Consider the following 21,539-nt stretch of genomic DNA (forward strand, 5'->3'; position numbering starts at 1 on the left):
CAGGCGGTGCGGATGGCCGAGCGGGGTGGCCATCGCTACAGGCCCACACTGCGCAGGGTCGGCACGGTCTGGCCCACCCAGGCGAGCGCGGCGTCCTCGCGGGCGCCCTGGGTGCGTTGTGCACCGGCCAGGAACCACAGGAAATAGGTGGTGTAGCCGGGCGCGCTGACCACTGTGTGGTACCCCTCGGGCATCATCTGCATCACGTGCTCGCGGATGGTGACGTTCTCCTCGTACCCCTCGTCGGTGTAGACCCGGCTGATGCCGAACCCGTCCGCCGGGTTGACGCGGTAGTAGTACATCTCCTCGTGCGCGGCCTCGGCGGGCAGGTCGTCGACCTTGTGCCGGTGCGGCGGGTACGTGCTCCAGTTGCCCGAGGGCGTGTAGGTCTCGCCGACGATGAGCCGGCGGGCGGGCAGGTCCGGTTGCGAGACCTCGGTGAGGATCTGGTGGTAGGTACGGCCGAAGTTGGCAGCTCCCCAGCGCCCGCTGACGACCTGGTCCGGCGAGATGACATAGGGGTCGGTGGCCAGCTCGCTGGGTGCGCTGGGGAGGGCTATCTCCACGGCGGTGACCGCCTCGACGGTCACCGCGGAGCCGGCCGGGATGTAGACCGAGTGCGGCTTGCCGGAGAAGACGTCCGGGCGTCGACCGACCTGCGGGAAGTGGCGGCCGGCGACGGTGAAGCTGGCCGTGCCTCCGAGGATGACGGCCAGGATCTCCCGGTCGCCGGACTCGCCGGTCCAGGACTCGCCGGCCGACAACCGCAGCAGGGTGAAGTCCAGCAGCCGGCAGGGATTGAAGGGCAGCGTGTTCCGGCCGTCGGCGGCGGGAATGGCGCAGTGGTAGCGGTAGTCCATGATCACCTTTCTTCAGGATGCGGACGGTGCGGGACGATCGCGGTGGTCACCAAGGGCTGGTCCAGCCAGGGATCGTGGCGCGGGTGAGGGCTTCCAGGTAGAAGTAGTCGCCCCACAGGGTTCCCTCGTCGACTCCGATGCCCTTGGGCTTGTCGTAGACGCCATGCAGGATCAGCGCGTTCGAGACCGGATGGCCGCCGGTGGAGTAGTGGCTGATGAGCGAGCGCAGGATCTCGGCCGCTGCCGTCCGGTACCGGTCGGCGCTGGCCGTGTCGGTGAGGCTGTCGGCGAGTTCGACCAGGCCGCAGGCGGCGATGGCCGCGGCCGAACTGTCCCGCTCCTGACCGCTGCCGTCGCCGAATTCCAGGTCCCAGTACGCGACGTGATCGTTCGGCAGGCGGGCGAGGAAGCGGTCCGCGCAGATCCTCGCGGCGGCGAGCAGCGCGGGGTCGCCCGTGTGTCGATGGTTGAGACTGAACCCGTAGATGCCCCATGCCTGCCCGCGGGCCCAGCAGGAGTGGTCGGCGTGGCCCTGCTCGGTTTCGCCCCGTAGCGGCACCCCACTGTCGGGGTCCCAGTAGAAGGTGTGGAACGTGGTGCCGTCCGGGCGCAGGAGGTGCCGGCGTAGCTGGGCAGCGTGCCGGCGGGCCGCCGCGGCGTAGCGGTCGTCGCCTGTCGTGTGGCTGGCCCAGAAGAGCAGCGGCGTGTTCATGAGGCTGTCGATGATGGTGCGGCCACGTTGCCGGGGGTCACTCAGGTCGCCCCAGGCCTGGATGATCCCGGCGGGTTCGAGGATGCGCGTCATCAGGTGGTCGGCGGCGGCGAGAGCCGCGCCCCGGGCCCGCGGATCGCCGGTACGGCGGGCCGGGGTGACGCAGGCGAGGGTATAGAGGAACCCGAGGTCGTGGGTGTCCAGGTCGATGCCGCGGGTCATCCGGGTCACGAAGCTGTCCACGTGGGACAGCGCGGCCCGCCGGTGGCTCTCCGCACCGGTCAGATCATGTGCCAGCCAGAGCATCCCGGGCCAGAAGCTGGTGGTCCAGCCGATGTTGGCGCCCTCGGGCTGGCCACCGCCCGCCGGCCGCAGCGGGTAGCGGTTGGCGGCGGTGGTGTCCGCGGGGTACCGGTCGCCGAAGGTGGCGATGTTCGCGTCGATGGTGCGTATCGCGGCGGCCACCGCGGCCGCCATGGCGTCTGCGTCGGAGCTGGGACGGACGTCGGTCGCCGTCATGGATGCTGTTCCCCCTCGTGGGTACGGGCCGGTGCCGGGCAGGTGTGCTGTCGGCGTCCCGGCTCGGTAGCCGGTACGTGGTGCTCAGGTGCTCTGCGGTGCGGTCGTCGGTGGGTCGAGGGCGGCGCGCATTGTGAAGCGGCTGTTGGCCCACACGACGTAGAGCAGTGGCGCGGCGGCGAGGCCGAGCGCGATCGCGGGGCGGGCCGCCAGGATCTGTGCGAGCAGCACGAGGGCGAGGAGAGACACGGCGGTGAGGTACCACCGGCGCACCGCCAGATACACGCAGGCGCGGGCCACCTCACGCAACCGCGCGGTGGGTCGCTCGGCGACGGTCACCAACCCCAGCAACGTGGTGGCGACGGTGAGGACGATCAGGGTCGCCAGCACCGGCAGTGCGAGTGCCCCGACCCGGTGGCCCCACGCGGCGCGGGCGTCGACGGCGAGCACGACCAGGGCGGCCATGGCTGTCGCCGTCCAGAGCATCGCCGGCCGGGCGGTGGCTCGCCAGGCGCGGCGGTAGGTGCGCAGTACGCCGCCGGTGTCGCCGGCCGAATAGGCGGACATGACCGCGAAGACCGCACAGAGCCCGGGCGCGCAGAGCGGGGCGGTCAGCGCGTACAGCGGCCAGGAGCGCGCCGCCTCGGTGGTGAACGCGAGCGTCACCAGTGGCAGGCAACCGAGCACCAGCAGCAGGTTGCTGACGAGCGCGACGTAGAACCCGTCGAAGACGGCGGCGATGGTGTGGTGGCGCGAACGCATGGGCCTCAACCCTTCAGTCCGGTCGTGGCGATGCCCTCGATGAAGTAGCGCTGGCCGAGCAGGAAGATGACCGCGACGGGCAGCACGGACAGCACGGAGCCCGTCATGATCAGCGCGTACTCGGCGTTGTACTGCGAGATGAAGGTGTTGAGCCCCAACTGGATGGTGCGCAGCTCCGCGCTGCGCAGGTAGACCAGCGGACCCAGGTAGTCGTTCCAGGTGGTCACGAACGTCAGCAGGGCGAGGCTGGCCAGAGCCGGTCGGGACAGCGGCAGCATGATCCGTCGGTAGATGCCGAACTCGCTGAGCCCGTCCACCCGCGCCGCTTCGCTGAGCTCCTCGGGGATCGTCTCGTAGAACTGCTTCATCAGGAACACGCCGAACGCGCCGAACGCCTGCAGCGCGACGATCGACCACAGCGTGTTCGACAACTGCAACTTCGACATGAGGATGAACTGCGGAATCATGTACGACTGCCACGGCACCGCGATCGTCCCGACGTACGCCAGGAAGAGCGCGTTGCGGCCGGGAAAGCGGACGCGGGCGAAGCCGTACGCGGCGAAGCTGCCGGTCACCACCTGGAGGAAGCTGACGAGCACCGACAGCAGCAACGTGTTTCCCAGCCAGGTCGTCATGTCCGAGCGCTGCCAGATGTCGAGGTAGTTCCGCCACACCACCGGATCGGGGAGCCAGGTGATCGGGATGGTGAAGACGTCGCTGTTGGTCTTCAACGACGCCACCACCATCCAGTAGAACGGCAGCAGCAGCCCGGCCGCCGCGAGCACGAGGGCGGCGTACCCGACGAGCCGCCAGCCCCGGGACCGGGCCTGCCGGCCGGGTGCGCTGCGGTCTCCGGGCGCGGCGACGGCCGGGGTGGGCAGGGAGAGGTCGGTCGCGGTCATCAGCTGTTCCTCCGCTTGTTGACCATGAACTGGATCACCGTGATGCCGAAGCAGATGGCGAACAGGACGATGGAGACCGCCGATGCGTAGCCGAACTGGTTCTCCTCGAAGCCCTTCTGGTAGATGTACTGCGAGAGCACCAGCGTCGACTGGCCCGGTCCGCCGCCGGTCATCACGAGGATGAGGTCGAAGACCTTGAAACTCTCGATGGTGAGCAGCACCGTGACGAAGAACGTGGTGTGTCGCAGGCCGGGGACTGTCACGTGCACGAACCGCTGCCACGCTGAGGCGCCGTCGGTCTCGGCCGCTTCGTATAGCTGGGCCGGGATGGTCTGCAGGCCGGCCAGGAACAGCAGCATGTAGTAACCCATGTACCGCCAGGTGCCGACGATGATGACCGCCGGCATCGACCAGGTCGACGACGTGGTCCAGCCCGGGGCATCGTCCACCCCGACGGCACCGAGGAGAGCGTTGATCGGGCCGTACTCCGGGCTGAACAGCTGGTTCCAGACGATCGCGATCGCCACGATCGAGGTGATGTACGGAAAGAAGGCGACCGTGCGGAAGAACCGCACGCCACGCAGTTTGCGGTTGAGCAGCAGCGCCAGCCCGAGTGCCGCCGCGAGGGTCAGCGGGATGTGGAAGACCGTGTAGTAGACGGTGTTGCGCAGAGCGGTCCAGAAGCTCGAGTCGTCCCACATGCGCCGGAAATTGGCGGTGCCGGTCCACTCGGCCACCCCGAAGACGTTCCAGTTGGTGAAGGCCACGTAGAACAGCACGACGACGGGTAGCAGGGTGAACCCGGCGAAGCCGACGAAGTTGGGCAGGATGAACGACCAACCGGCGACCGTGTTGCGCGACACCAGCCGCCGGCGCCTGGGCCGCGTGCGCGGCAATGTTGTCATGGGCAGTCTCCGGGAGCGTTCGGCTCGGCGGCGGATCCGGCGCGCGGCGAAGGCGCGCGCCGGACCCGCCATCAGCTCACTGGTTGAGGACCTCGTTCTTGGCACGGGTCTGCGCCTTGCTCAGTTCCGCGTCGACGCCCTTGCCGTCGGAGAGGATCGCCGAGTGCGTCTCGTTGAGGAGGTTCTGCAGGCCGGCGGTGTGCTTCGACACCGGGTTCTCCGGCTTGACGGTGTGCTTCGCGTAGGCGAACTTCGACAGGTCGTCCTGCGGTACGCCGTCCAGCCCGAACAGCGTCGCGGTGACCGCGTCGGTGACCTGGGCCGGGGTGATGCCGATCCCGGCCAGCGCCTTTGCGGCGTCCGGGCCGCCCGCGTAGCGGAGGAAGGCCTTGGCCGCGGCGACCTTCGACTTGCTGATCTTCGGGTTGATCCCCAGGCCAGTCGGGTCGCCGAAGGTGACAGGAGTGGCGGAGGTGCCGGTGGTGGACTTGTCGAACTGCGGCGCCGGTGCCATGCCCCACCCGAACGTGTCGGCGTCTCCGCTCTTGCGCTGGTTGAGCAGCGTGGCCACGTACCAGGTGCCCATCAGCAGCATCGCCGACTGCTGCTTGCCGAACTGCGCCTGGTAGGTGAGTTTGTTGGTCTTCGCCGTGCCGAAGGTCGGCTGCGCGCCGGCCGCCTGCAGGTCCAGTGACCGCTCGTAGTACGGCTTCAGGTAGCCGAAGTCCCCGGAGAGCAGATCCGCGTTGGGGGTCTGGGCGAGCGCGAATCCCTGCACTGTCGACTGGAAGGTGTGCTGGTACGCGCCCGTCGCGTTCGAGCCGGCCCCCTTCAGCCCGGTGTGCAGCCGCTTCGCCGCGTCGGTGTAGTCGTCCCAGGTCCAGCTGCCGTCCGGCGGGGCCACCTTCGCCTTCGCGAACAGGTCCTTGTTGTAGAACAGCACCCACGAGTCCTGCCGGTACGGCACCGCGTACGCCTTGCCGTCCACCTGGTACGGCGTGAGCGCCGGGCTCGAGCCGAGACCGGAGGTGACGTCGGAGACGTCGAGCAGCTGACCACCGCTCTGGTACGTGTAGAAGTTCTTGAGGGTCTTCATGACGTAGACGTCCGGGGCGGTGCCGGCGGCCAGGTCCGTGATCATCTGGGTGTCGTAGTCGTTGCCTGCGGCGTACTCCTTGAGCTGCACCGTCACGTTCGGGTGGGTTGCCTTGAAGCCGTCGGCGAGCGTCTTGAACTCGGGCGTGGACGACAGGGTCCAGCCGGCCAGGGTGATGGTCACCGGGGCATTGGGGTCGACCGGCTCGTCTCCGCCGCCGCAACCGGCGAGAACAAGCGTCAGGGCCGTCGCAGCGCTGATGACGGCGGGTATCGCACGCTTCATCCCTTTCTCCTTAGGTCAGGGGCCCGGTCGGGCCCGCACTGCAACCAGGCCGCGTGGCTGGGCCTGGGGTGCTCCGTGTCCAGATGGGTCGACGTGCTGATCCCGTCGGGCCAGTCCACCGCCAGGTGGAGGCCCCGCGCGTCCTCGGTGATCACGGCCTGGCAGGCCTGCCCGACCCGGGACGCCGGCACCGTGGACAACTCGAGGAGGGCCGCGGCCCATGCGCCCGGCCGGACGGGGTGCTCCAGCCAGGGCACGACCAGCCCGCCGGCCAGGGGCCCGCCGTGCGCAAGGGTGGTGGCGCCGGCGGTTCCGCCGCCGTGCACGCTCTCGAGCCGACTGGTCAGGCCGGCGCCGGTCACGGCCGCCGCGTCGCCGCGAAGGGTTGCCGTCGCGTCCCCGGCAATGGCCCAGCCGCCGATCCGTAGCCGCAGCGCATCGGCCTCGATGCCGTCGGCGAGGTCGTCGACGCGGGTCAGACGCAGCTCCCAGGGGCCACGGACCACCGAGTACACGGTGAGGTGCCCGGCCGGTCGGGACCGGCCCGCCCGGCCGCCGCCATGATCGCGTTGGCCCGGGTCCGGGTCGACCCAGCGGGCGAGGCCACGTGACCCGGCCACGCCCACGCCGTCGGTGTCGACGTGCACGGTCAGCAGGCGCATTCCGGCGCGGTGGGTGGCCCGGCCCGCGCCGTCGACGAGAGTGACGGACTGGTCGAGTGGGCTGGCCCAGCCGCTGTCGTCGAGGACGGGGCTGGTGGCGGTGGAGTAGCCCAGTCGCGCGTAGAGCGGGGAGTCTCCGACAGTGGCGCCCTCTACGGCGTGGTCGGTGCCGTGGTTGACGACACGGACGATGCCGTCGGCACGGGTGCCGGAGACCAACCAGCCTGGCGCGCGCACCGCCCGCACCGCGTCCCGCTCCTCGACGGGCAGCGGCTCCTCGGGAGCTGTCCACACCGGATGTTCGGCGGGTAGCGCGATGCCGAGCAGGCCCTTGCTGGCCCAGTACGGCGAGCCCGGTCCGGAGTAGGACTGCGCCAGTCTCGGCCACGACCGGTGCCAGCCGGTGGTGAGCAGTCCTCGTTCGTCCGGGGCCCCGTTGGCGACGAAGTGGCGCACGATGCGGGTGGCCGCGCCACGCAACTGGCCGAGGCTGACCGAGGGCACGCCGGCGATCGCACCGACCCAGAACGGCGCCGCCGCGGCGAAGCGGTAGATCAGGCTTCGCCCCTGGATCAGCGGCGACCCGTCGGCGCCCACGAGCGCGACCGCGTCGCTCAGGAAGCGGTCGAGGCTGGCCAGGTCCCGATCGCGACGCTGCTCGGCCAGGTCCGCAGCGCCGGCCATCCGGGCCCACAGCGTCGGATACAGGTGCAGGGCCCAGCCCACATAGTGGTCGTACGCGCGGTGTGGCCCGTCGGACATCCAGCCGTCCCGGCGGGCGAAGCCGTCGTGCGTGCTCAGGTCCGCGGCCATCTCGTCGAGCGAGTGCGGCCCACCCACCGAACGCAGGAACGTCTGTACGACCAGCCGGAACCAGACCCAGTTGATCTGTGGATACGTGTCGTCGCCGACCGCCGGGCGCAGGTAGTCGACCACCCGCTCGTGCACCGCGGACGGCAGCCGGTCCCAGATCCACGGGCGGGTCAGGTCCAGGACCAGCGCGATGGAGGCGGCTTCCACCTTCGCCTGGGGGTGCTCGTCCAGGCGCACCCAGCGGTCCGGGGAGCCCGGATCGGTGCCGGCGGCGATGCCGGCCGCGTACCTGTCGACGAGCTCGTCCATGCCCACTCCCCTGGCCCCCGCGATGCGGAAGCCGGCCAGGAGGAAGGTGCGGGCGAAACCCTCGAGGCCGTCAACGGCCCGCCCGTAACCGCCCTCCGGCCCGGGAAGGTTGACGAGGGCGTGGCCGGGCGACGCGAACGGCCGGACCGCGGCGAGCATCCGGTCGGCCAGGCCCAGCCAGTCGTCCCGGCTCCAGGTCGCGGCCTCCGAGGCCGTCCCCGGCGTTGACCGGCCGGCCGTCCCGGACGTCATCCCAGATCCTGTCGCATCGATCCGTCTCCGTGGAATGTGGCGAGCGAGGGCGTTGCCAGGAATGTGACGCCCCGGCATCCGTAGGGTTTCCGAAGTAAAACGCTCACATCAGATCAAGTCAATGCTGTTCTCAAACCAGACGAACACATACGATCAAAAAGGCACACACCGTCACCGGGGTCGGCCTGGGCCGGAGCTACCAACATTTGCCCTCAATGTGGACAGAAAGCTCCCATTGGAGATCGTTCCACCGCCTGCGGCCCGGGCAACCCTGCCCGCACACTGATCCATCACCACTCTGGACGCCATAACCGCTCTGATACGATCACAATCGATCACAGCCGCTCGGGTCGACGGCGGGTCACGACCGTCGCGTTCCTCGGAGGTCCCCCATGACCAAGGACAGTCCTGTCATCGCCACGGCGGAGGCTTCCCGCGCACCGCTTCAGGTCGCCCGCCGCCAGCAACTGTTGGCAGCGCTGCAACGCGACGGCTCGATGCGCATCTCCGACCTGTCGCACGTGCTGGGCGCCGCGCCGGTCACCATCCGGCGCGACATCGCGGAACTCGCCGCCGAAGGGTTGGTTCGCCGGGTCCACGGCGGGGTCGCCCTGATCCTGCCGGACGACGTCCCGGCACCCGACGAACCGCCCGCCGCAGCTCGGAACCCGCTCGTCGGACGCGTGCTCGGCATGCTGGTGCCCTCATTGGACTACTACTGGCCGGACGTGGCGCGCGGCGTCGAGGGCGCCGCCCGCGAGCTGGACATGCGTGTGGTGCTCCGCGGCTCCTCGTACGACACCGAGGACGACCAGCCGCAACTGGCCCGCCTGGTGGAGCGGATGGACGTGGACGCGCTGATCATCGCGCCGAGCATGGACTCGCCGACCGCCGAGCGCACCATCGAGTGGCTCGACCAGGTCGGCGTCCCGGTCGTCCTGCTGGAACGCACCGCCACGGTGGGCAGTCATCACGCCGTCCTGGAGTCGGTGGTCACCGACCATGCGCTCGGCGCGGCCATGGCCGTACGCCACCTCACCTCGCTCGGTCACCGCAAGGTCGGCCTGGTGCTCGACGCCAACAGCCCCACCAGCCAGCACGTGCGGCGTGGCTGGCTCGACGCCACCACCGAGTGCGGCCTCGATTCGGACGCGACGGTGGTGGCCGTGGTGCCCGACACGCGGTCACCGGAGCGGGACACGGTGCTCGACGACGTGCTCGACCGGTGCCAGGCGACCGGGACGACGGCACTGCTGGTGCACGCCGACGCCGAGGCGATCGCGCTGGTGCAGCGCTGCGAGGAGCGGCACCTGTCCGTTCCCGGCGACCTCTCCATCGTGGCGTACGACGACGAGATCGCCGGGCTCTTCAGCCCGCCGCTGACCGCGGTCCGACCGCCGCGACGCTCGATCGGCCGGGCTGCCGTACGCCTCGTCGCCGACCGGCTCGCCGACCCCGACCGCCCCACCCACCGGATCGTCATCAGCCCGTCGCTGCGGGTCCGGGGGTCGACCGCGCCACCACCCGCGTAGGGGCTCTTCGCGTTCCCGCCTCGGGAACGTTCAGCCGGTCGAAGACACGCCGCTCGGGACAGACCCCGAGCGGCGCGTCGCGTTGGGAGCCGGCAGGGGGCCGCGCGCCGCTCGATTGACCCGCAACAGGCCCGAAACTACCGGTTGAAAATCCTGGAACATTCTGCGAGCCTGAGAGCCATCGATCGCTGTGAACGTTAACATGATCCACTCAGCTCTGGAGGCCCGAGCGTGACCGTCGAGCCCACCCCCAGCGGATCAGCATGATTTCCCGGAACCGTCCCCCCGGGCGTACCGAATCCGGACGCCCACTGTTTCCGGAACAGCCGCGATAGTTGCCGCTCTGATTGCGTCGCTGCTGGCCAGTCTCAGCTCCCGCGGCGACTACGGCCTGCTGCCGTACCGGGCGGGTCGGCTGACGCTGCAACGCCGACGATCGGACAGCGTCGGGGCACTCATCCACCACCAGGAGGTACCGACAGTGCGAGGACCCGCAGACCACCCCCCGCCCCCGGGTGACACCCATGCCGACCGAACGTCCCCGCGTTCGCGCGGACGGCTCCTCAAGCTCGCCGCGGCCGGGATCGCCGCAGCGGTCGGGCTGCTCACCATCACCGTGGCGACGGGGTCGGCATCGGCCGCCGACAACCCGTACCAGCGCGGCCCGGACCCCACCGCGGCCAGCGTCACCGCCGTGAACGGCCCCTTCGCGAACACGTCGGTAAGCGTCCCGACCGGGTACGGCTTCAACGGTGGCCGGATCTACTACCCGACCGACACCAGCCAGGGCACCTTCGGGGCCATCGCGATCTCCCCGGGTTACACCGCGTTGTTCTCCGCCGAACTGGCCTGGATGGGCCCGTGGCTGGCCTCCCACGGCTTCGTCGTGATCGGCATCGAGACCAACAGCCGCAACGACTTCGACACGGCCCGCGGCACCCAGTTGCTCGCCGCGCTGGACTACCTGACGCAGCAGAGCCCGGTACGCGACCGGGTCGACCCCAACCGGTTGGCTGTCGCCGGCCACTCCATGGGCGGCGGCGGGGCGCTGAGCGCAGCCACCAGGCGTCCGTCGCTGAAGGCGGTCGTCGGCATCGCGCCGTACTCGCCGTCGTCGAACCTGGCCAACGACCGGGTGCCCACCATGATCTTCGCCGGCCAGGCGGACACGGTGGTCACCCCGTCCTACGCCACCGGCCTGTACAACAGCCTCCCGACCACGACCGAGAGCACCTACCTGGAGGTCGCCGGCGCGGACCACGGGTTCATGGTCGGACGGTCGAACCCCGTGCTGGTCCGGACCATGCTGCCGTTCGTCAAGATGTTCCTCGACAACGACGCCCGGTACAGCCAGTTCCTCTGCCCGCTGCTGGACAACAGCGGCGTGGTCACCTACCGCAGCACCTGCCCGCTGCTGCCGTCGACGCCGACCAGCCCGACGCCGACCACCACCCCGACGAGCACCCCGACACCGACGCCCACCGTCACACCCACCACGCCGCCCGGCTCGGCCAGCCAGATCGTCGGCACGCAGTCCGGCCGGTGCGTCGACGTGCCCAACGCCTCGCGCACCAATGGCACGCGGGTGCACCTCTGGGACTGCAACAGGCAGACCAACCAGGCGTGGACCTACACCGCCAACAAACAACTACAGGTGTACGGCACCATGTGCCTGGACGCGGCGGGCACCGGTAACGGCGCGGCCGTGCAGATCTACAGCTGCCACGGCCAGACCAACCAGCAGTGGAACGTCAACTCCAACGGCACCATCAGCAGCGTCCAGTCCGGACGATGCCTGGACGTCTGGAGCACCGCCAACGGCGCCCAGGTCCAGCTCTACGACTGCCACGGCCAGACCAACCAGCAGTTCCGGCTCACCGCCCTGAACTAATGATCACGGTTGGACCGAACCGGGCGGGCTCGGCGTCACGCCGAGCCCGCTCGGGTGGGCGGCGGGTCACAATCGCTCACGTGGCGCTCAGCGGCGCTGTGCTCGCACGCACCACGAGCTTGGGGACGACCAACGGCAGTGGCTGCGGCGCCGTGTCGTCGATGGCCTGGGTGACGGCAGTGATGGCCCGTTGACCTACCGCGCCGAAATCCTGCTGGATCGTGGTCAGCGGCGGAATCAGGTACGCCGCCTCGGGGACGTCGTCGAATCCGACGACGGAGATGTCCTGGGGCACCCGCCGTCCCCGTTCGTGCAGCGCGCGCAGCACCCCGATGGCCATCTGGTCGTTGGCGGCGAAGACCGCGGTGGTCCCGGGCATCTCGCAGATCCGCAGTCCGGCGACATAGCCGCTGTGGGCCATCCAGTCACCCTGGACCGGCTCGGGCGGGCGTAGGCCCGCCGCACTCATCGCCGCACGCCAGCCGTCGCGGCGGGCGCGAGCCTCCGCCCAGTTGAGCGGACCGGACACGTGCACGATCTCCTGGTGCCCGAGGCCGAGCAGGTGGTCGGTCGCCATCCGGGCGCCGAGCACCTGGTCGACGCCGACGGTGACGCTGGCCCTGGACAGATCGCCCTCCACGACCACGAAGGGGACACCGGATCGGGTCATCCGCACCACCTCGAGAGCCTCGTCGTTGCCGGCGATCATCACGACGCCCTCCACGCCGACGCGCATGAGGTGTTCGGTGGCGTCGCTGAGCGCGCGTACCGTCACCTCCGAGAGGCTCACCGAGGTGGCGAAGTAGCCGGCGGCGCGGGCGGCATCCTCGACGCTGCGGTGAATACTCGTCGGACCGAACAGCGTCCTGGCCGTACCGATGATGCCGATCATCCCGGAGCGTCCGCGAACCAGCGCGCGGGCTGCGGTGTTGGGGCGGTAGTCGAGCCGTCGGATGGCCTCGAGAACCCGTTCCCGCGTCTCGCGCCTGATGGCGGGTGCCCCGTTGATGACCCGGGACACCGTCTGGTGCGACACGCCCGCCAGCCGGGCGACGTCCGCCATCACCGGTGGCCGATGGGCGGCGGTCACCGCTTTCTCCGTGTGAACTCGCACTGGCGGGCCGTCCGTTCTTCCATGAGTCGTTTCCTCGTACGTTCCGGGGCCGTCAGTGTGAGTGACGGGGCACTGCGCTGCCACTGCCACCGACGAGGAAGTCGAGGTCCGCGCCGCTGTCGGCCTGCAGAACATGCTCGCTGTACAGCCGCGTCCACCCTCGATCGGCCACCGGCGGTGGCGGTTCCCAGGCGGCACGGCGTTCGGCGAGTTCGGCATCGTCGACCAGGAGGTCCAGGCGACGCGTGGTGACGTCGACGTGGACCAGGTCGCCGGTGCGTACCAGCGCGAGAGGCCCGCCCACGGAGGCCTCCGGCGCCACGTGCAGGACGCACGTGCCGTAGCCGGTGCCGCTCATGCGGGCGTCCGAGATCCGCACCATGTCCGTGATGCCGTCGGCGAGCAACCGGCGGGGCATGGGCACGTTCCCCACCTCCGGGAAGCCCGGGTAGCCACGTGGGCCGGCATTGCGCACGACGATCACCGTGTCGGCTGTGACGTCGAGGTCCGGGTCGTCGGCGGCGACGACGTACTCCTCGATCCGGTCGAAGACGAGCGCCGGGCCGGTGTGCGTGAGGAGGTGGGCCGAGGCCGCGGAGACCTTCAGCACCGCCCCGGACGGCGCGAGCGACCCGCGCAGCACGACGGTCCCCGAACCGGCGGCCTGGAACGGCTCCTCCATGGTGGCGATGACGTCCCGGTTCCAGCACTGCGCGCCGTCGACGTTCTCCGCCACGCTCCTGCCACTGACGGTGATGTGGTTCGTGTGCAGCAGCGGCGCGAGCTCCTTCATCACCACCGGAAGGCCCCCCGCGTAGGCGAAGTCCTCCATCAGGTATGCCCCGGACGGCATCAGGTTGACCAGCAGCGGCACGTCTGCGGTGAGGGTGTCGAAGTCCTCCAACGACAGGGGCACGCCGAGGCGGCCGGCGATCGCGAGCAGGTGCACGACGGCGTTGGTGGAGCCACCGATCGCGGCGTTGACCCGGATCGCGTTCTCGAACGCCTCCCGGGTGAGCACCGAGGACAGCCGCTGGTCCTCGCCGACCATGGCGACGATCCGGCGGCCTGCGGCCTGGGCGAGCGCGTACCGCCGGGAGTCGACTGCCGGCACGGCGGCGGCCCCCGGCAGTTGCACGCCCAGCGCCTCGGTCACGCACGCCATCGTGGAGGCGGTGCCCATTGTCATGCAGTGGCCCCGGCTGCGGGACATGCCGACCTCCGCCTCGGCGCAGTCCGCGGCGGTCATCCGGCCGGCCCGCATCTCCTCCGTGAAGCGCCAGACGACGGTGCCCGAGCCGATGTCCTGACCGCGGAACTTGCCGTTGAGCATCGGCCCGCCGGTCATCATCAGCGTCGGCAGGTCGACGCTCGCCGCCCCCATCAGCAGGCCGGGAGTGGTCTTGTCGCAGCCGGAGAGCAGGACCACCCCGTCGAGCGGGTTGGCGCGGACCGACTCCTCCAACTCCATCGCGAGCAGGTTGCGGTAGAGCATGGTGGTGGGTCGCATGAGCGGCTCACCCAGGCTCATCGCGGGGAATTCCAGCGGCAGACCGCCGCTCTCCCACACGCCCCGCTTCACCGATTCGGCCAGGTCGCGCAGGTGGGCGTTGCAGGGCGTCAGCTCCGACCAGGTGGTGGCGATGCCGATCACCGGGCGACCGTCGAAGACGTCGTCCGCGAAACCCTGGTTGCGCATCCAGGACCGATGGATGAACCCGTTACGGCCTTCCGCGCCGAACCACTGCCCGCTACGCAGCGCTCGATCCGTCGTCGACATCAGCACACCTTTCTGTTCATCCGCCCGGGCTCCTGGTGGGAAGGGCGGCCTACCGGAGGCCTCCGACGGACAGTCCGCCGCGCCAGTGTCGTTGCAGGCTGAAGAACGCGATGACCAGTGGGATCACGGACACGAGCGAGCCCAGGATGATGAGGCTCCACAGCGAGGTGCCTCCCGAGTTGTTCGCCGACGCGATCCCCTGCCAGAGGCCTAGGCCGACGGTGACCGGGAAGAGCCGGTTGTCCGAGAGCATGGCCAGGGGCAGGAAGTAGTTGTTCCAGGACGCCACGGCCGACAGGAGCAGCACGGTGACCACCGCGGGGCGCATCAGCGGAAGAGCGATCTGGATGAACGTCCGCACCTCTCCCGCCCCGTCGACCCGCGCCGCGTCCAGGAGTTCGTCCGGCACCGCGTCGCGCGCGTACACGTGCATCAGGTAGACGCCGAACGGGTTGAGCAGCGACGGGAGGATCACCGCCCAGACCGTGTTCGTCATGCCGAGCCGGGAGAACATGATGAAGGTCGGGATGACCAGGGCGGTGGCGGGCACCATCAGCGCGCCGAGCACGACGGCGAAGCTGAAGCGCCGCGCGGCGAACCGGTACTTGGCGAAGCCGTAGCCGGCCATTACCGACAGGACCGTGGCGCCGATTCCGCCGGCGATGGCGTACAGGGTGGAGTTGAGGATCCACCGCAGGTAGATGCCACCGTCGTAGGTGAAGAGCTGCTTGAGGTTGCCGAGGTAGTCGATCTGGTCGGTGAACCAGAGGGTGTTGCCGCCACCGAACAGGCCCGGCGCGTCCTTGGAGCTGTTGACGATGACCCACCAGAACGGCACGAGGAAATAGATCACCAGGAAGCCGAGGAGGATCTGCAGAGGGAGATAGCGCTGCGGGCGGCGAGAGCCTGCGCGGACGCTTGTGTGGTCGGTCATCTACAGGAAGCTCCTCCGCTTGCGGGTGAAGAACAGGAAGGCGTACACGCAGATGAACACGATGCCGCCGAGGGCGAACGAGATCGCGGACCCGTAGTTGAAGTTGGCGAGCGAGAACGCCTGTTGGTACGCGTACATGTTGGGCGTGAAGTCGGAGCCGATCGTGCCTGCGGCGAGGTAGCGCAGGATCTGCGGTTCGTTGAAGAACTGCAGGGTGCCGATGAGCGAGAAGACCAGGATCAGGATCAACGCGGGCGCGATCAGCGGGATCTTGATGCGGGTCGCGATCTGCCATCGTCCGGCGCCGTCCATCCGGGCGGCCTCGTAGAGCGTCGGGTCGACTCCCTGCAACGCCGCGTACAGGATGATCATGTAGTAGCCCGCCCACTGCCAGGTGACGACGTTGAGCAGGCCATAGAAGATCAGGTTGCTGCCCAGGAAGTCGGGCGCGGTGGCGCCGAACAGACCGAAGATGTCGGTGAGCGGGCCGAAGCCCTTGCTGTAGAGGAACCCCCACATCACCGCCCCGATGACGGTGGGGATCGCGTACGGCAGAAAGATCATGAGGCGGGAGAAGCGCGCGAACAGCGTGGTCACCGAGTCCAGGATGAGGGCCATCACGAGCGCGAGGACGATCTGCAGCGGAATGGAGACGAGCGAGAAGCGGATGACGAACCACGCCCCGGACAGGAAGCTCGGGTCGGTGAACGCCTTCACGTAGTTGTCGAAGAGGACGAAGCTGGTGCCGCCGATCAGCTTCTTCTGAAAGAGGCTGAGGTACAGCGCGTACGCCAGCGGCGCGATGAGGAACGCCAGGAAGACGACAGCGAATGGCCCGACGAAGAGCCACCCCATCAGGTGCTCGCGGAGGTGCACCTTGCCACGGATCTTGCGCGTCTCATTCTGGGGACGCCGTGCGCGCTTCTCGGTCAGGAGTGTCATCTTTGGTCTCCGGGACGTGGACGCTGGGGACCGTGGGTGGGCCGGCCGGTGCCGGCCCACCCATCGGTGTCACTGAACGGTGAAGCCCTGTTCCTTGGCGTACTTCGCCACGTCCTCCTGGAGCTTGTCGGCAGCCTGCGACCCGGTGACGGAGCCCTTGATGATCTCGCTGACCTGCTTCGTCATGGCGTCGAGGTAGTACTGACCGAAGGGCGCGTAGGCGACACCCTTGTAGGCCTCGGCGGCGGGAAGGTAGACCTCCTTGTTCGCCTGCTGGCCGTCGAAGAACGCCACCTTCAGGTCGACGAACGCGGGATCCTTGAGCGCCGTGAGGTTCAGCGGGAAGATGATCTGGTTGGTCCAGCCGTCGGTGAGTGACTCCTTGTCGGCGTAGAGCCCGTAGGCGACCTTCGCCGCCAGCTCCGGCTTCTTCGCCTGCTTGGTCACCGAGAAGGCCGACCCACCCCAGTTCACCTGCACCGGGTTGGCCGGATCCCACTGCGGCAGCGGCGCCACCGCGAACTTGCCGGTGTCCTGCCCCTTACCGACACCCGCGCCGGTGAGGTAGCCGGGCGCCCAGGCCGCCGAGATGTACGTCGCGTACTTGCCGTTGATCACGCCGGAGATGTACTCCGGGGTGAACTGGTCCTGCGTACCGACCAGGCCCTTGCGGGCGAGCCCGCCCCAGTAGTCGAGCACGTCCTTGGACGCCTGGTCGTTGAGCTTCACCCCGATCGACTTCGGCTGCGCCGGATCGAAGGTGAAGGGCGCGGCGCCCTTCTGGATCTGCAGCGCCATCAGGACCGCCGGGACGTTCGCGCCGAGGTCCCCGAACAGCGGACCACCGGCGTCCTTGACCTTCTGCGCGGCCTGCTCGTACTCGGCCCAGGTCTTCGGCGGACTGATCTTGTACTTGTCGAAGATGTCCTTCCGGTAGATCATGCCCATCGGGCCACCGTCGACCGGGACGCCGTAGACCGCGGCGCCGACCGACACGTCCTTCCAGGCGCCCTCGCCGTAGTTGGCCTTGACCGCGTCGTAGCCGTACTGCTTGATGTCGACGAGCGCGCCCTGGATCTGGAAGGTCGGGATCCGGTCCGCCTCGACCATGATCACGTCGGGAGCGCCGGTGCCCGCCGAGATGGCCGTCTGGAACTTGTCGTACTCGTCGCCGCCCTGCCCGACGTTGGTCCAGCAGACCTGCACGTCGTCGTGCAGCTTGTTGAAGTTGTCGACGACGAGCTGCGTGTTGGGGTACCACCCCCACATCGTCACGACCGGCACGTTCTGCTTGGTGATGGTGTTCGTGCAGTTGCTCGCGTCGCTGCCGCCCTCGTCCGAGGAGCAGGCGACCAGGCCGCTCCCGACCGCGAGCATGGCCACCGTGGCGAGTATGCGACTTCTCTTCATTGAGATGGTTCCCTTCGGTGGTGGCGGTGCACAGGCATCCGTGCGCTGGGCGGGCGCCACCGGGGCAGGAGAACCTGCTCCCGGTGGCGTCGCCGGGGAGGCTCCTAGCGCTTGAACAGACGCGGCGCCAGGTCGATGAGGTTCTTCTGCCACACGTCCCAGCCGTGCGGGCCGGGGGTGACGCCGTCGAACTCGTAGCGGATACCGAGGGTGTTCAACGTGGTCAGCGAGGCCATGAAGCTCGGGTACACGAAGTCGGTCTGGTCGCCCACGTACAGGCGCAGCATCTTCGTCCCGTTGTTGATCGCGGCCACGTCGACGCCGGTGCCGCTGCCGAACCCGGCCGAGAGGGCCGCCACGTAGGCGAACTCCCCCGGGTAGGCCCGCAGCACGCCCAGCGCCTGCCCGCCGCCCATCGACAGGCCGGCGAGGGCCTGCTGGGACGGATCACTGGAGACGTGGTAGCGGGCCCGGGCCGTCGGCACGATGTTCTCCAACAGCTCCTTGTTGAAGTTCGACGAGTTGCCGTTGCCCATCACCACGACCATGGGCGTGAGGTCGCCGTCGAGGAACTGATGGTCGAGGATCTGCTTGGCGCGTCCCATCTCGACCCAGTCCGTGTAGCTCTGGCCGCTGCCGTGCTGGAGATAGAGGACGGGATACGGCTGTGCCCGGCCCGGGTCGTACCCCGGTGGGGTCCACACCAGCGCGGTGCGGTCCTGCCCCGCCACCGTGCTGGTGTAGGTCATGCTCTCGACCTTCCCGCCCTGGCCGGCGGGGACGTCCGACAGCAGTCGGGCGCCCGGCCCCGGGAGGAGGAAGGTGCTCCACATCGGTTCGGAGGTCACAGTCGTCGGGTTCGAGACGTCCTTGAACGGGACCCGGTCGACGATCAGCCGGTAGTAGTAGAACCAGGGCTTCAGCGGCCCCACTGTCGCCCGCCACCGGTCGCCGTCCCGCGTCATCGGCACGCGCAGCCAGCTGCCGCCCGGCGCGATGTTGGCCCACACCGTGACGTGCTGAGCGTCCGTGAAGTCCGTGGTCGTCTCGAAGGTGACGAACCCGCCCTCGCTGACGAAGGGCGTCGGGGTGGTGCCGGCCGGCGGCGGGTTGAACTCGCGCTTCAACGGCTGGTGACCGGCACTCGGGCCGTGATCCGCCACGTGCCGGAACAGCCGCGGCAGGAAGTCGACAAGGTTCTGCTGCCAGGTGGTCCAGTTCGCGCCGCCGTCCGGGTCGACCCCGTCGAACTCGAACCTGACGTCGGCTCGATCCAACGCTGTCATCAGCCGGTAGGTGGTGTTGTACGCGGGATCGGTGACGTTTCCGGTGTAGAGGCGCAGCAACCTGACGTCGCGGTTGATCGCCTTGGCGTCCCTGCGGTCGATCGCCGGAGCCGACGTGCCCGAGAACGAACCGACGTAGCCGAACTGGCGCGGCGTGGCGAGCGCTGCCGCCAGCGCCTGCGTGCCCCCCTCGGACACTCCCGCGATGGCCTGGTGCGCGGGATCGCGAAGGACCCGGTAGTGGTCGGCGACCGCCTTGCGCAGATCCTTCAACTCCCGATCGTCCGCGCTGTCGGCGATCACCACCACCATCGGCTGCAGGACGCCGGCCGCCGAGAGATTGTCGAGAATCTGCTTCGTGCGCCCGAGGTCGAGCCAGTCGGTGGCGGCCACACCGTCGCCCGACTCCAGGAACAGCGTGGGGTAGCCCTTCGGTGTCTTGGCCGCGTACCCCGGCGGAGTCCAGACCAGGGCCGAGCGCTGCTCGCCGCGGACCCGGTAGGTCAACGTCCCGACCGCACCGCCGGTGCCGGCCGGGGCGTCGGCCAGCCAGCGTGCCGAGTCGCCCGCGACCAGGAAGGTGCTCAGGAGCGGGTCGGACGCCACGCTCGTGCCGTTCGTCGGGTCCTTGATGCTCTTGGTGTCGTCGGCGGTGAGCTGGTACTGGTACAGCCCGGGCTTCAGCGCGCCCAGCACACCGGACCACACGTCACCGCGCCGGGTCAGACCGAATTCCGCCCAGGCGGCGGACGGTCCGAAGTTTCCCTCGACGACGACCTGCGAGACAGTGCCCAGCTTCTCCTGGACGTACGCGGCCGGCACGGAGAACGAGGCGTAGCGGTCCGGGGAGACGGCCAGCCACGGCGTGTCAGCCGCCGCCGGTTGCGGCGCGAGGAGCACCGCCGCGGCGGCGATGACGCCTGCGGTGAACGCCGCCGACAGCCGCCGGCGTACGCCCGGGCGGCGTAAGCGCCCATGATACTGTTCGGTAGCCACACTCCACTCCCTTCAAGGTGCCGGCAGCGGATGCGACCCGACTGACCGGCGCAACTCAACGGTGGATCTGACCGTGTGTGCTTCGTGCACCTCCTTCAGGCTGCTCCCACGGGCACACCTGACCTGATCGCCCGGTCGGGAGCGATCAGGCTCGGGCACCCGTTGGCGGATGTCATTGTCGTGCCGCGCTCTTCGGTGCTGCGGTCGAGCTGCGGACCACGAGGCTGGTCGGTAGCACTAGCTGGTTCGGTTCGTCCCACTCGCCCGTCACCAGTGACTTGAGCATCCGCGCGGCCTCGTAGCCGAGCTGATACATCGACTGGTCCACTGTGGTCAGACCCGGTTCGGTCGACGCCGACTCCGGGATGTTGTCGAACCCGACGACGGACAGGTCCCCCGGGACGGAGAGCCCCAGCTCCCTGGCGACCTCCAGGACCTTGAGAGCCATCCCGTCGCTCGCCGCGAAGATCGCCGACGGCGGATCCGCTCGTCGCAGCAGCGCTCGCGCCAACGGAGTTGCGGACTCGGGGTTGAAATCCCCCCTGCCGATCAACGTCGGGTCGACCGGGACGCCGGCCTCGGCCAGCGCCGCCCGGTAGCCCTCCTCCCGCGACCACGCCGAGGCCAGACTGTCGCGACCCGCGATGAACCCGATGCGGCGGTGGCCCAGACCGAGCAGGTGCTCGACCGCGGTGGTCGCGCCCACGAGGTTGTCGGCGGTGACCGAGGGCGCCGTCGAGCCGCGTACCGGGTCGATCGCCACGACCGGCGTCCGGCTGCGCACCTCACCCCAGGGCGTGACGACGATGCACCCGTCGGTGAGGGTGCCCGACAGGCGGGTCAGGTGCCGCTGCTCCCAACCCTCCGAGTACGACCCGTAGAGGTCGCTGTTGGCGTAGATGATGAGGTCGAAGCCGGAGCGACTCAGGGCCTTCATGACCCCCTTGAGCACCTCCGCCGTGAACGACTGGAAGCTGTGCGCCACGAGGCCCAGAACGTTGGTGCGGCTGCGTCGGAGGCTCGACGCCACCAGGCTCGACTCGTAGCCGAGCTGCTCGATGGCGGTACGGACCCGAGCGATCGTGCGGGCGCTGACGCCGTAATGCCCGTTGACCACGCGCGAGACGGTGGCTGTGGAAACGCCGGCGACCCGGGCGACATCACTCATTGTTACCGGCGCATTGGCTTCAATCATGCGGCTCTCTCTGGACTGCAATCGTTATCGGTTACGTTTCCAGGATGTTGCCAACGTAACGGACACCGATTACGAACACAAGACCTCTTCGCCCCTCCGCGACGCTCCACCGGAACGTCCTAACGGGATGCTCGCAGGGCGCACTTCCCACTGTGGTAACCGATGCGGAGAACGCGATCGCTTGCCATCACCAGCGGTCGAAGTGGACCGCGATTTCCGCGTCCGCTCCACCCCGAACAACGAGACGGCACTCTCCGTCAGGGACCATTCCCGGACGTCGGTGAACGCTCACCGACATGCGGGTCGACGGTCCCGGGCGGCAGCGCGCCGGGACGGGGCGTGCGGGCACGACAGCAGCACCCGAGGGGGCGGCGTGCTGCGG

General features: G+C 69.2%; 16 protein-coding genes. 2 read left to right on the forward strand and 14 right to left on the reverse strand.

Annotation, left to right across the window (positions count from 1 at the left end; all coding sequences use genetic code 11):
- Positions 1-35: 35 nt before the first annotated feature.
- The 7 genes from iolB to AB0B39_RS11385 all read right to left on the reverse strand — a co-directional run bounded on the left by iolB (position 36) and on the right by AB0B39_RS11385 (position 8,077).
- Positions 36-860 carry a 5-deoxy-glucuronate isomerase gene (gene iolB, locus AB0B39_RS11355; protein WP_357493429.1) on the reverse strand — a complete coding sequence of 275 codons (825 nt, stop codon included), beginning with the start codon at positions 858-860 and terminating at the stop codon, positions 36-38.
- A gap of 46 nt (positions 861-906) precedes the next feature.
- Positions 907-2,091, reverse strand: a complete 1,185-nt coding sequence (locus tag AB0B39_RS11360; protein ID WP_357574221.1) for a glycoside hydrolase family 88 protein — start codon at positions 2,089-2,091, stop codon at positions 907-909.
- 84 nt (positions 2,092-2,175) lie between these two features.
- The gene (locus AB0B39_RS11365) at positions 2,176-2,853 is read right to left on the reverse strand and encodes a hypothetical protein (protein ID WP_357574222.1); all 678 of its coding nucleotides are present in this window, start codon (positions 2,851-2,853) and stop codon (positions 2,176-2,178) included.
- Positions 2,854-2,858: 5 nt separating this feature from the next.
- A complete protein-coding gene (locus AB0B39_RS11370; protein ID WP_357574223.1) occupies positions 2,859-3,755 on the reverse strand; it encodes a carbohydrate ABC transporter permease in 897 nt (298 codons plus the stop codon).
- Positions 3,755-4,660 (reverse strand): sugar ABC transporter permease, encoded by a 906-nt coding sequence (locus tag AB0B39_RS11375; protein ID WP_357492892.1) that lies wholly within the window; start codon positions 4,658-4,660, stop codon positions 3,755-3,757. Before AB0B39_RS11375 ends, AB0B39_RS11370 begins: the two co-directional genes overlap by 1 nt.
- A gap of 76 nt (positions 4,661-4,736) precedes the next feature.
- Entirely contained in the window at positions 4,737-6,041 is a 1,305-nt protein-coding gene (locus AB0B39_RS11380) for an extracellular solute-binding protein (RefSeq protein ID WP_357492894.1), read from the reverse strand.
- A complete protein-coding gene (locus AB0B39_RS11385; protein ID WP_357492896.1) occupies positions 6,038-8,077 on the reverse strand; it encodes a DUF2264 domain-containing protein in 2,040 nt (679 codons plus the stop codon). The genes AB0B39_RS11380 and AB0B39_RS11385 overlap by 4 nt, the downstream gene beginning before the upstream one ends.
- Positions 8,078-8,469: 392 nt before the next feature.
- Here AB0B39_RS11385 and AB0B39_RS11390 point away from each other — a divergent pair, with 392 nt between their 5' ends.
- Both AB0B39_RS11390 and AB0B39_RS11395 read left to right on the forward strand, forming a co-directional pair.
- The gene (locus tag AB0B39_RS11390; protein ID WP_357574224.1) at positions 8,470-9,609 is read left to right on the forward strand and encodes a substrate-binding domain-containing protein; all 1,140 of its coding nucleotides are present in this window, start codon (positions 8,470-8,472) and stop codon (positions 9,607-9,609) included.
- A 481-nt stretch (positions 9,610-10,090) separates the two neighbouring features.
- Entirely contained in the window at positions 10,091-11,500 is a 1,410-nt protein-coding gene (locus AB0B39_RS11395; protein ID WP_357492900.1) for a ricin-type beta-trefoil lectin domain protein, read from the forward strand.
- A gap of 76 nt (positions 11,501-11,576) precedes the next feature.
- Here the strand turns inward: AB0B39_RS11395 and AB0B39_RS11400 are convergent, their stop codons facing one another.
- The 7 genes from AB0B39_RS11400 to AB0B39_RS11430 all read right to left on the reverse strand — a co-directional run bounded on the left by AB0B39_RS11400 (position 11,577) and on the right by AB0B39_RS11430 (position 21,157).
- Entirely contained in the window at positions 11,577-12,590 is a 1,014-nt protein-coding gene (locus tag AB0B39_RS11400) for a LacI family DNA-binding transcriptional regulator (RefSeq protein WP_357574225.1), read from the reverse strand.
- 76 nt (positions 12,591-12,666) lie between these two features.
- Complete coding sequence (locus tag AB0B39_RS11405; protein WP_357492904.1) at positions 12,667-14,394, reverse strand: IlvD/Edd family dehydratase; 1,728 nt, start codon at positions 14,392-14,394, stop codon at positions 12,667-12,669.
- Between the two features lie 49 nt (positions 14,395-14,443).
- Positions 14,444-15,328 (reverse strand): carbohydrate ABC transporter permease, encoded by an 885-nt coding sequence (locus tag AB0B39_RS11410; protein ID WP_234581062.1) that lies wholly within the window; start codon positions 15,326-15,328, stop codon positions 14,444-14,446.
- Positions 15,329-16,270 (reverse strand): sugar ABC transporter permease, encoded by a 942-nt coding sequence (locus AB0B39_RS11415; protein WP_357492906.1) that lies wholly within the window; start codon positions 16,268-16,270, stop codon positions 15,329-15,331.
- 69 nt (positions 16,271-16,339) lie between these two features.
- Complete coding sequence (locus AB0B39_RS11420; protein ID WP_357574226.1) at positions 16,340-17,680, reverse strand: extracellular solute-binding protein; 1,341 nt, start codon at positions 17,678-17,680, stop codon at positions 16,340-16,342.
- 104 nt (positions 17,681-17,784) lie between these two features.
- On the reverse strand, positions 17,785-19,962 hold the full coding sequence (locus AB0B39_RS11425; protein WP_357574227.1) for an alpha/beta hydrolase-fold protein: 2,178 nt from the start codon (positions 19,960-19,962) through the stop codon (positions 17,785-17,787).
- A 172-nt stretch (positions 19,963-20,134) separates the two neighbouring features.
- Positions 20,135-21,157: a LacI family DNA-binding transcriptional regulator gene (locus AB0B39_RS11430; RefSeq protein WP_357492912.1), complete on the reverse strand. Its 1,023-nt coding sequence runs from the start codon at positions 21,155-21,157 to the stop codon at positions 20,135-20,137.
- Between the last annotated feature and the right edge of the window lie 382 nt (positions 21,158-21,539).

Origin of the sequence: Micromonospora sp. NPDC049114 (assembly GCF_040648635.1) — a bacterium.
GTDB lineage: Bacteria > Actinomycetota > Actinomycetes > Mycobacteriales > Micromonosporaceae > Micromonospora.

What these genes read in the sequence shown, in the direction of transcription:
- iolB (WP_357493429.1), bottom strand. Translation starts at nt 860, where the DNA reads ATGGACTACCGCTACCACTGCGCCATTCCCGCCGCCGACGGCCGGAAC.
- AB0B39_RS11360 (WP_357574221.1), bottom strand. Translation starts at nt 2,091, where the DNA reads ATGACGGCGACCGACGTCCGTCCCAGCTCCGACGCAGACGCCATGGCG.
- AB0B39_RS11365 (WP_357574222.1), bottom strand. Translation starts at nt 2,853, where the DNA reads ATGCGTTCGCGCCACCACACCATCGCCGCCGTCTTCGACGGGTTCTAC.
- AB0B39_RS11370 (WP_357574223.1), bottom strand. Translation starts at nt 3,755, where the DNA reads ATGACCGCGACCGACCTCTCCCTGCCCACCCCGGCCGTCGCCGCGCCC.
- AB0B39_RS11375 (WP_357492892.1), bottom strand. Translation starts at nt 4,660, where the DNA reads ATGACAACATTGCCGCGCACGCGGCCCAGGCGCCGGCGGCTGGTGTCG.
- AB0B39_RS11380 (WP_357492894.1), bottom strand. Translation starts at nt 6,041, where the DNA reads ATGAAGCGTGCGATACCCGCCGTCATCAGCGCTGCGACGGCCCTGACG.
- AB0B39_RS11385 (WP_357492896.1), bottom strand. Translation starts at nt 8,077, where the DNA reads ATGACGTCCGGGACGGCCGGCCGGTCAACGCCGGGGACGGCCTCGGAG.
- AB0B39_RS11390 (WP_357574224.1), top strand. Translation starts at nt 8,470, where the DNA reads ATGACCAAGGACAGTCCTGTCATCGCCACGGCGGAGGCTTCCCGCGCA.
- AB0B39_RS11405 (WP_357492904.1), bottom strand. Translation starts at nt 14,394, where the DNA reads ATGTCGACGACGGATCGAGCGCTGCGTAGCGGGCAGTGGTTCGGCGCG.
- AB0B39_RS11410 (WP_234581062.1), bottom strand. Translation starts at nt 15,328, where the DNA reads ATGACCGACCACACAAGCGTCCGCGCAGGCTCTCGCCGCCCGCAGCGC.
- AB0B39_RS11415 (WP_357492906.1), bottom strand. Translation starts at nt 16,270, where the DNA reads ATGACACTCCTGACCGAGAAGCGCGCACGGCGTCCCCAGAATGAGACG.
- AB0B39_RS11420 (WP_357574226.1), bottom strand. Translation starts at nt 17,680, where the DNA reads ATGAAGAGAAGTCGCATACTCGCCACGGTGGCCATGCTCGCGGTCGGG.
- AB0B39_RS11430 (WP_357492912.1), bottom strand. Translation starts at nt 21,157, where the DNA reads ATGATTGAAGCCAATGCGCCGGTAACAATGAGTGATGTCGCCCGGGTC.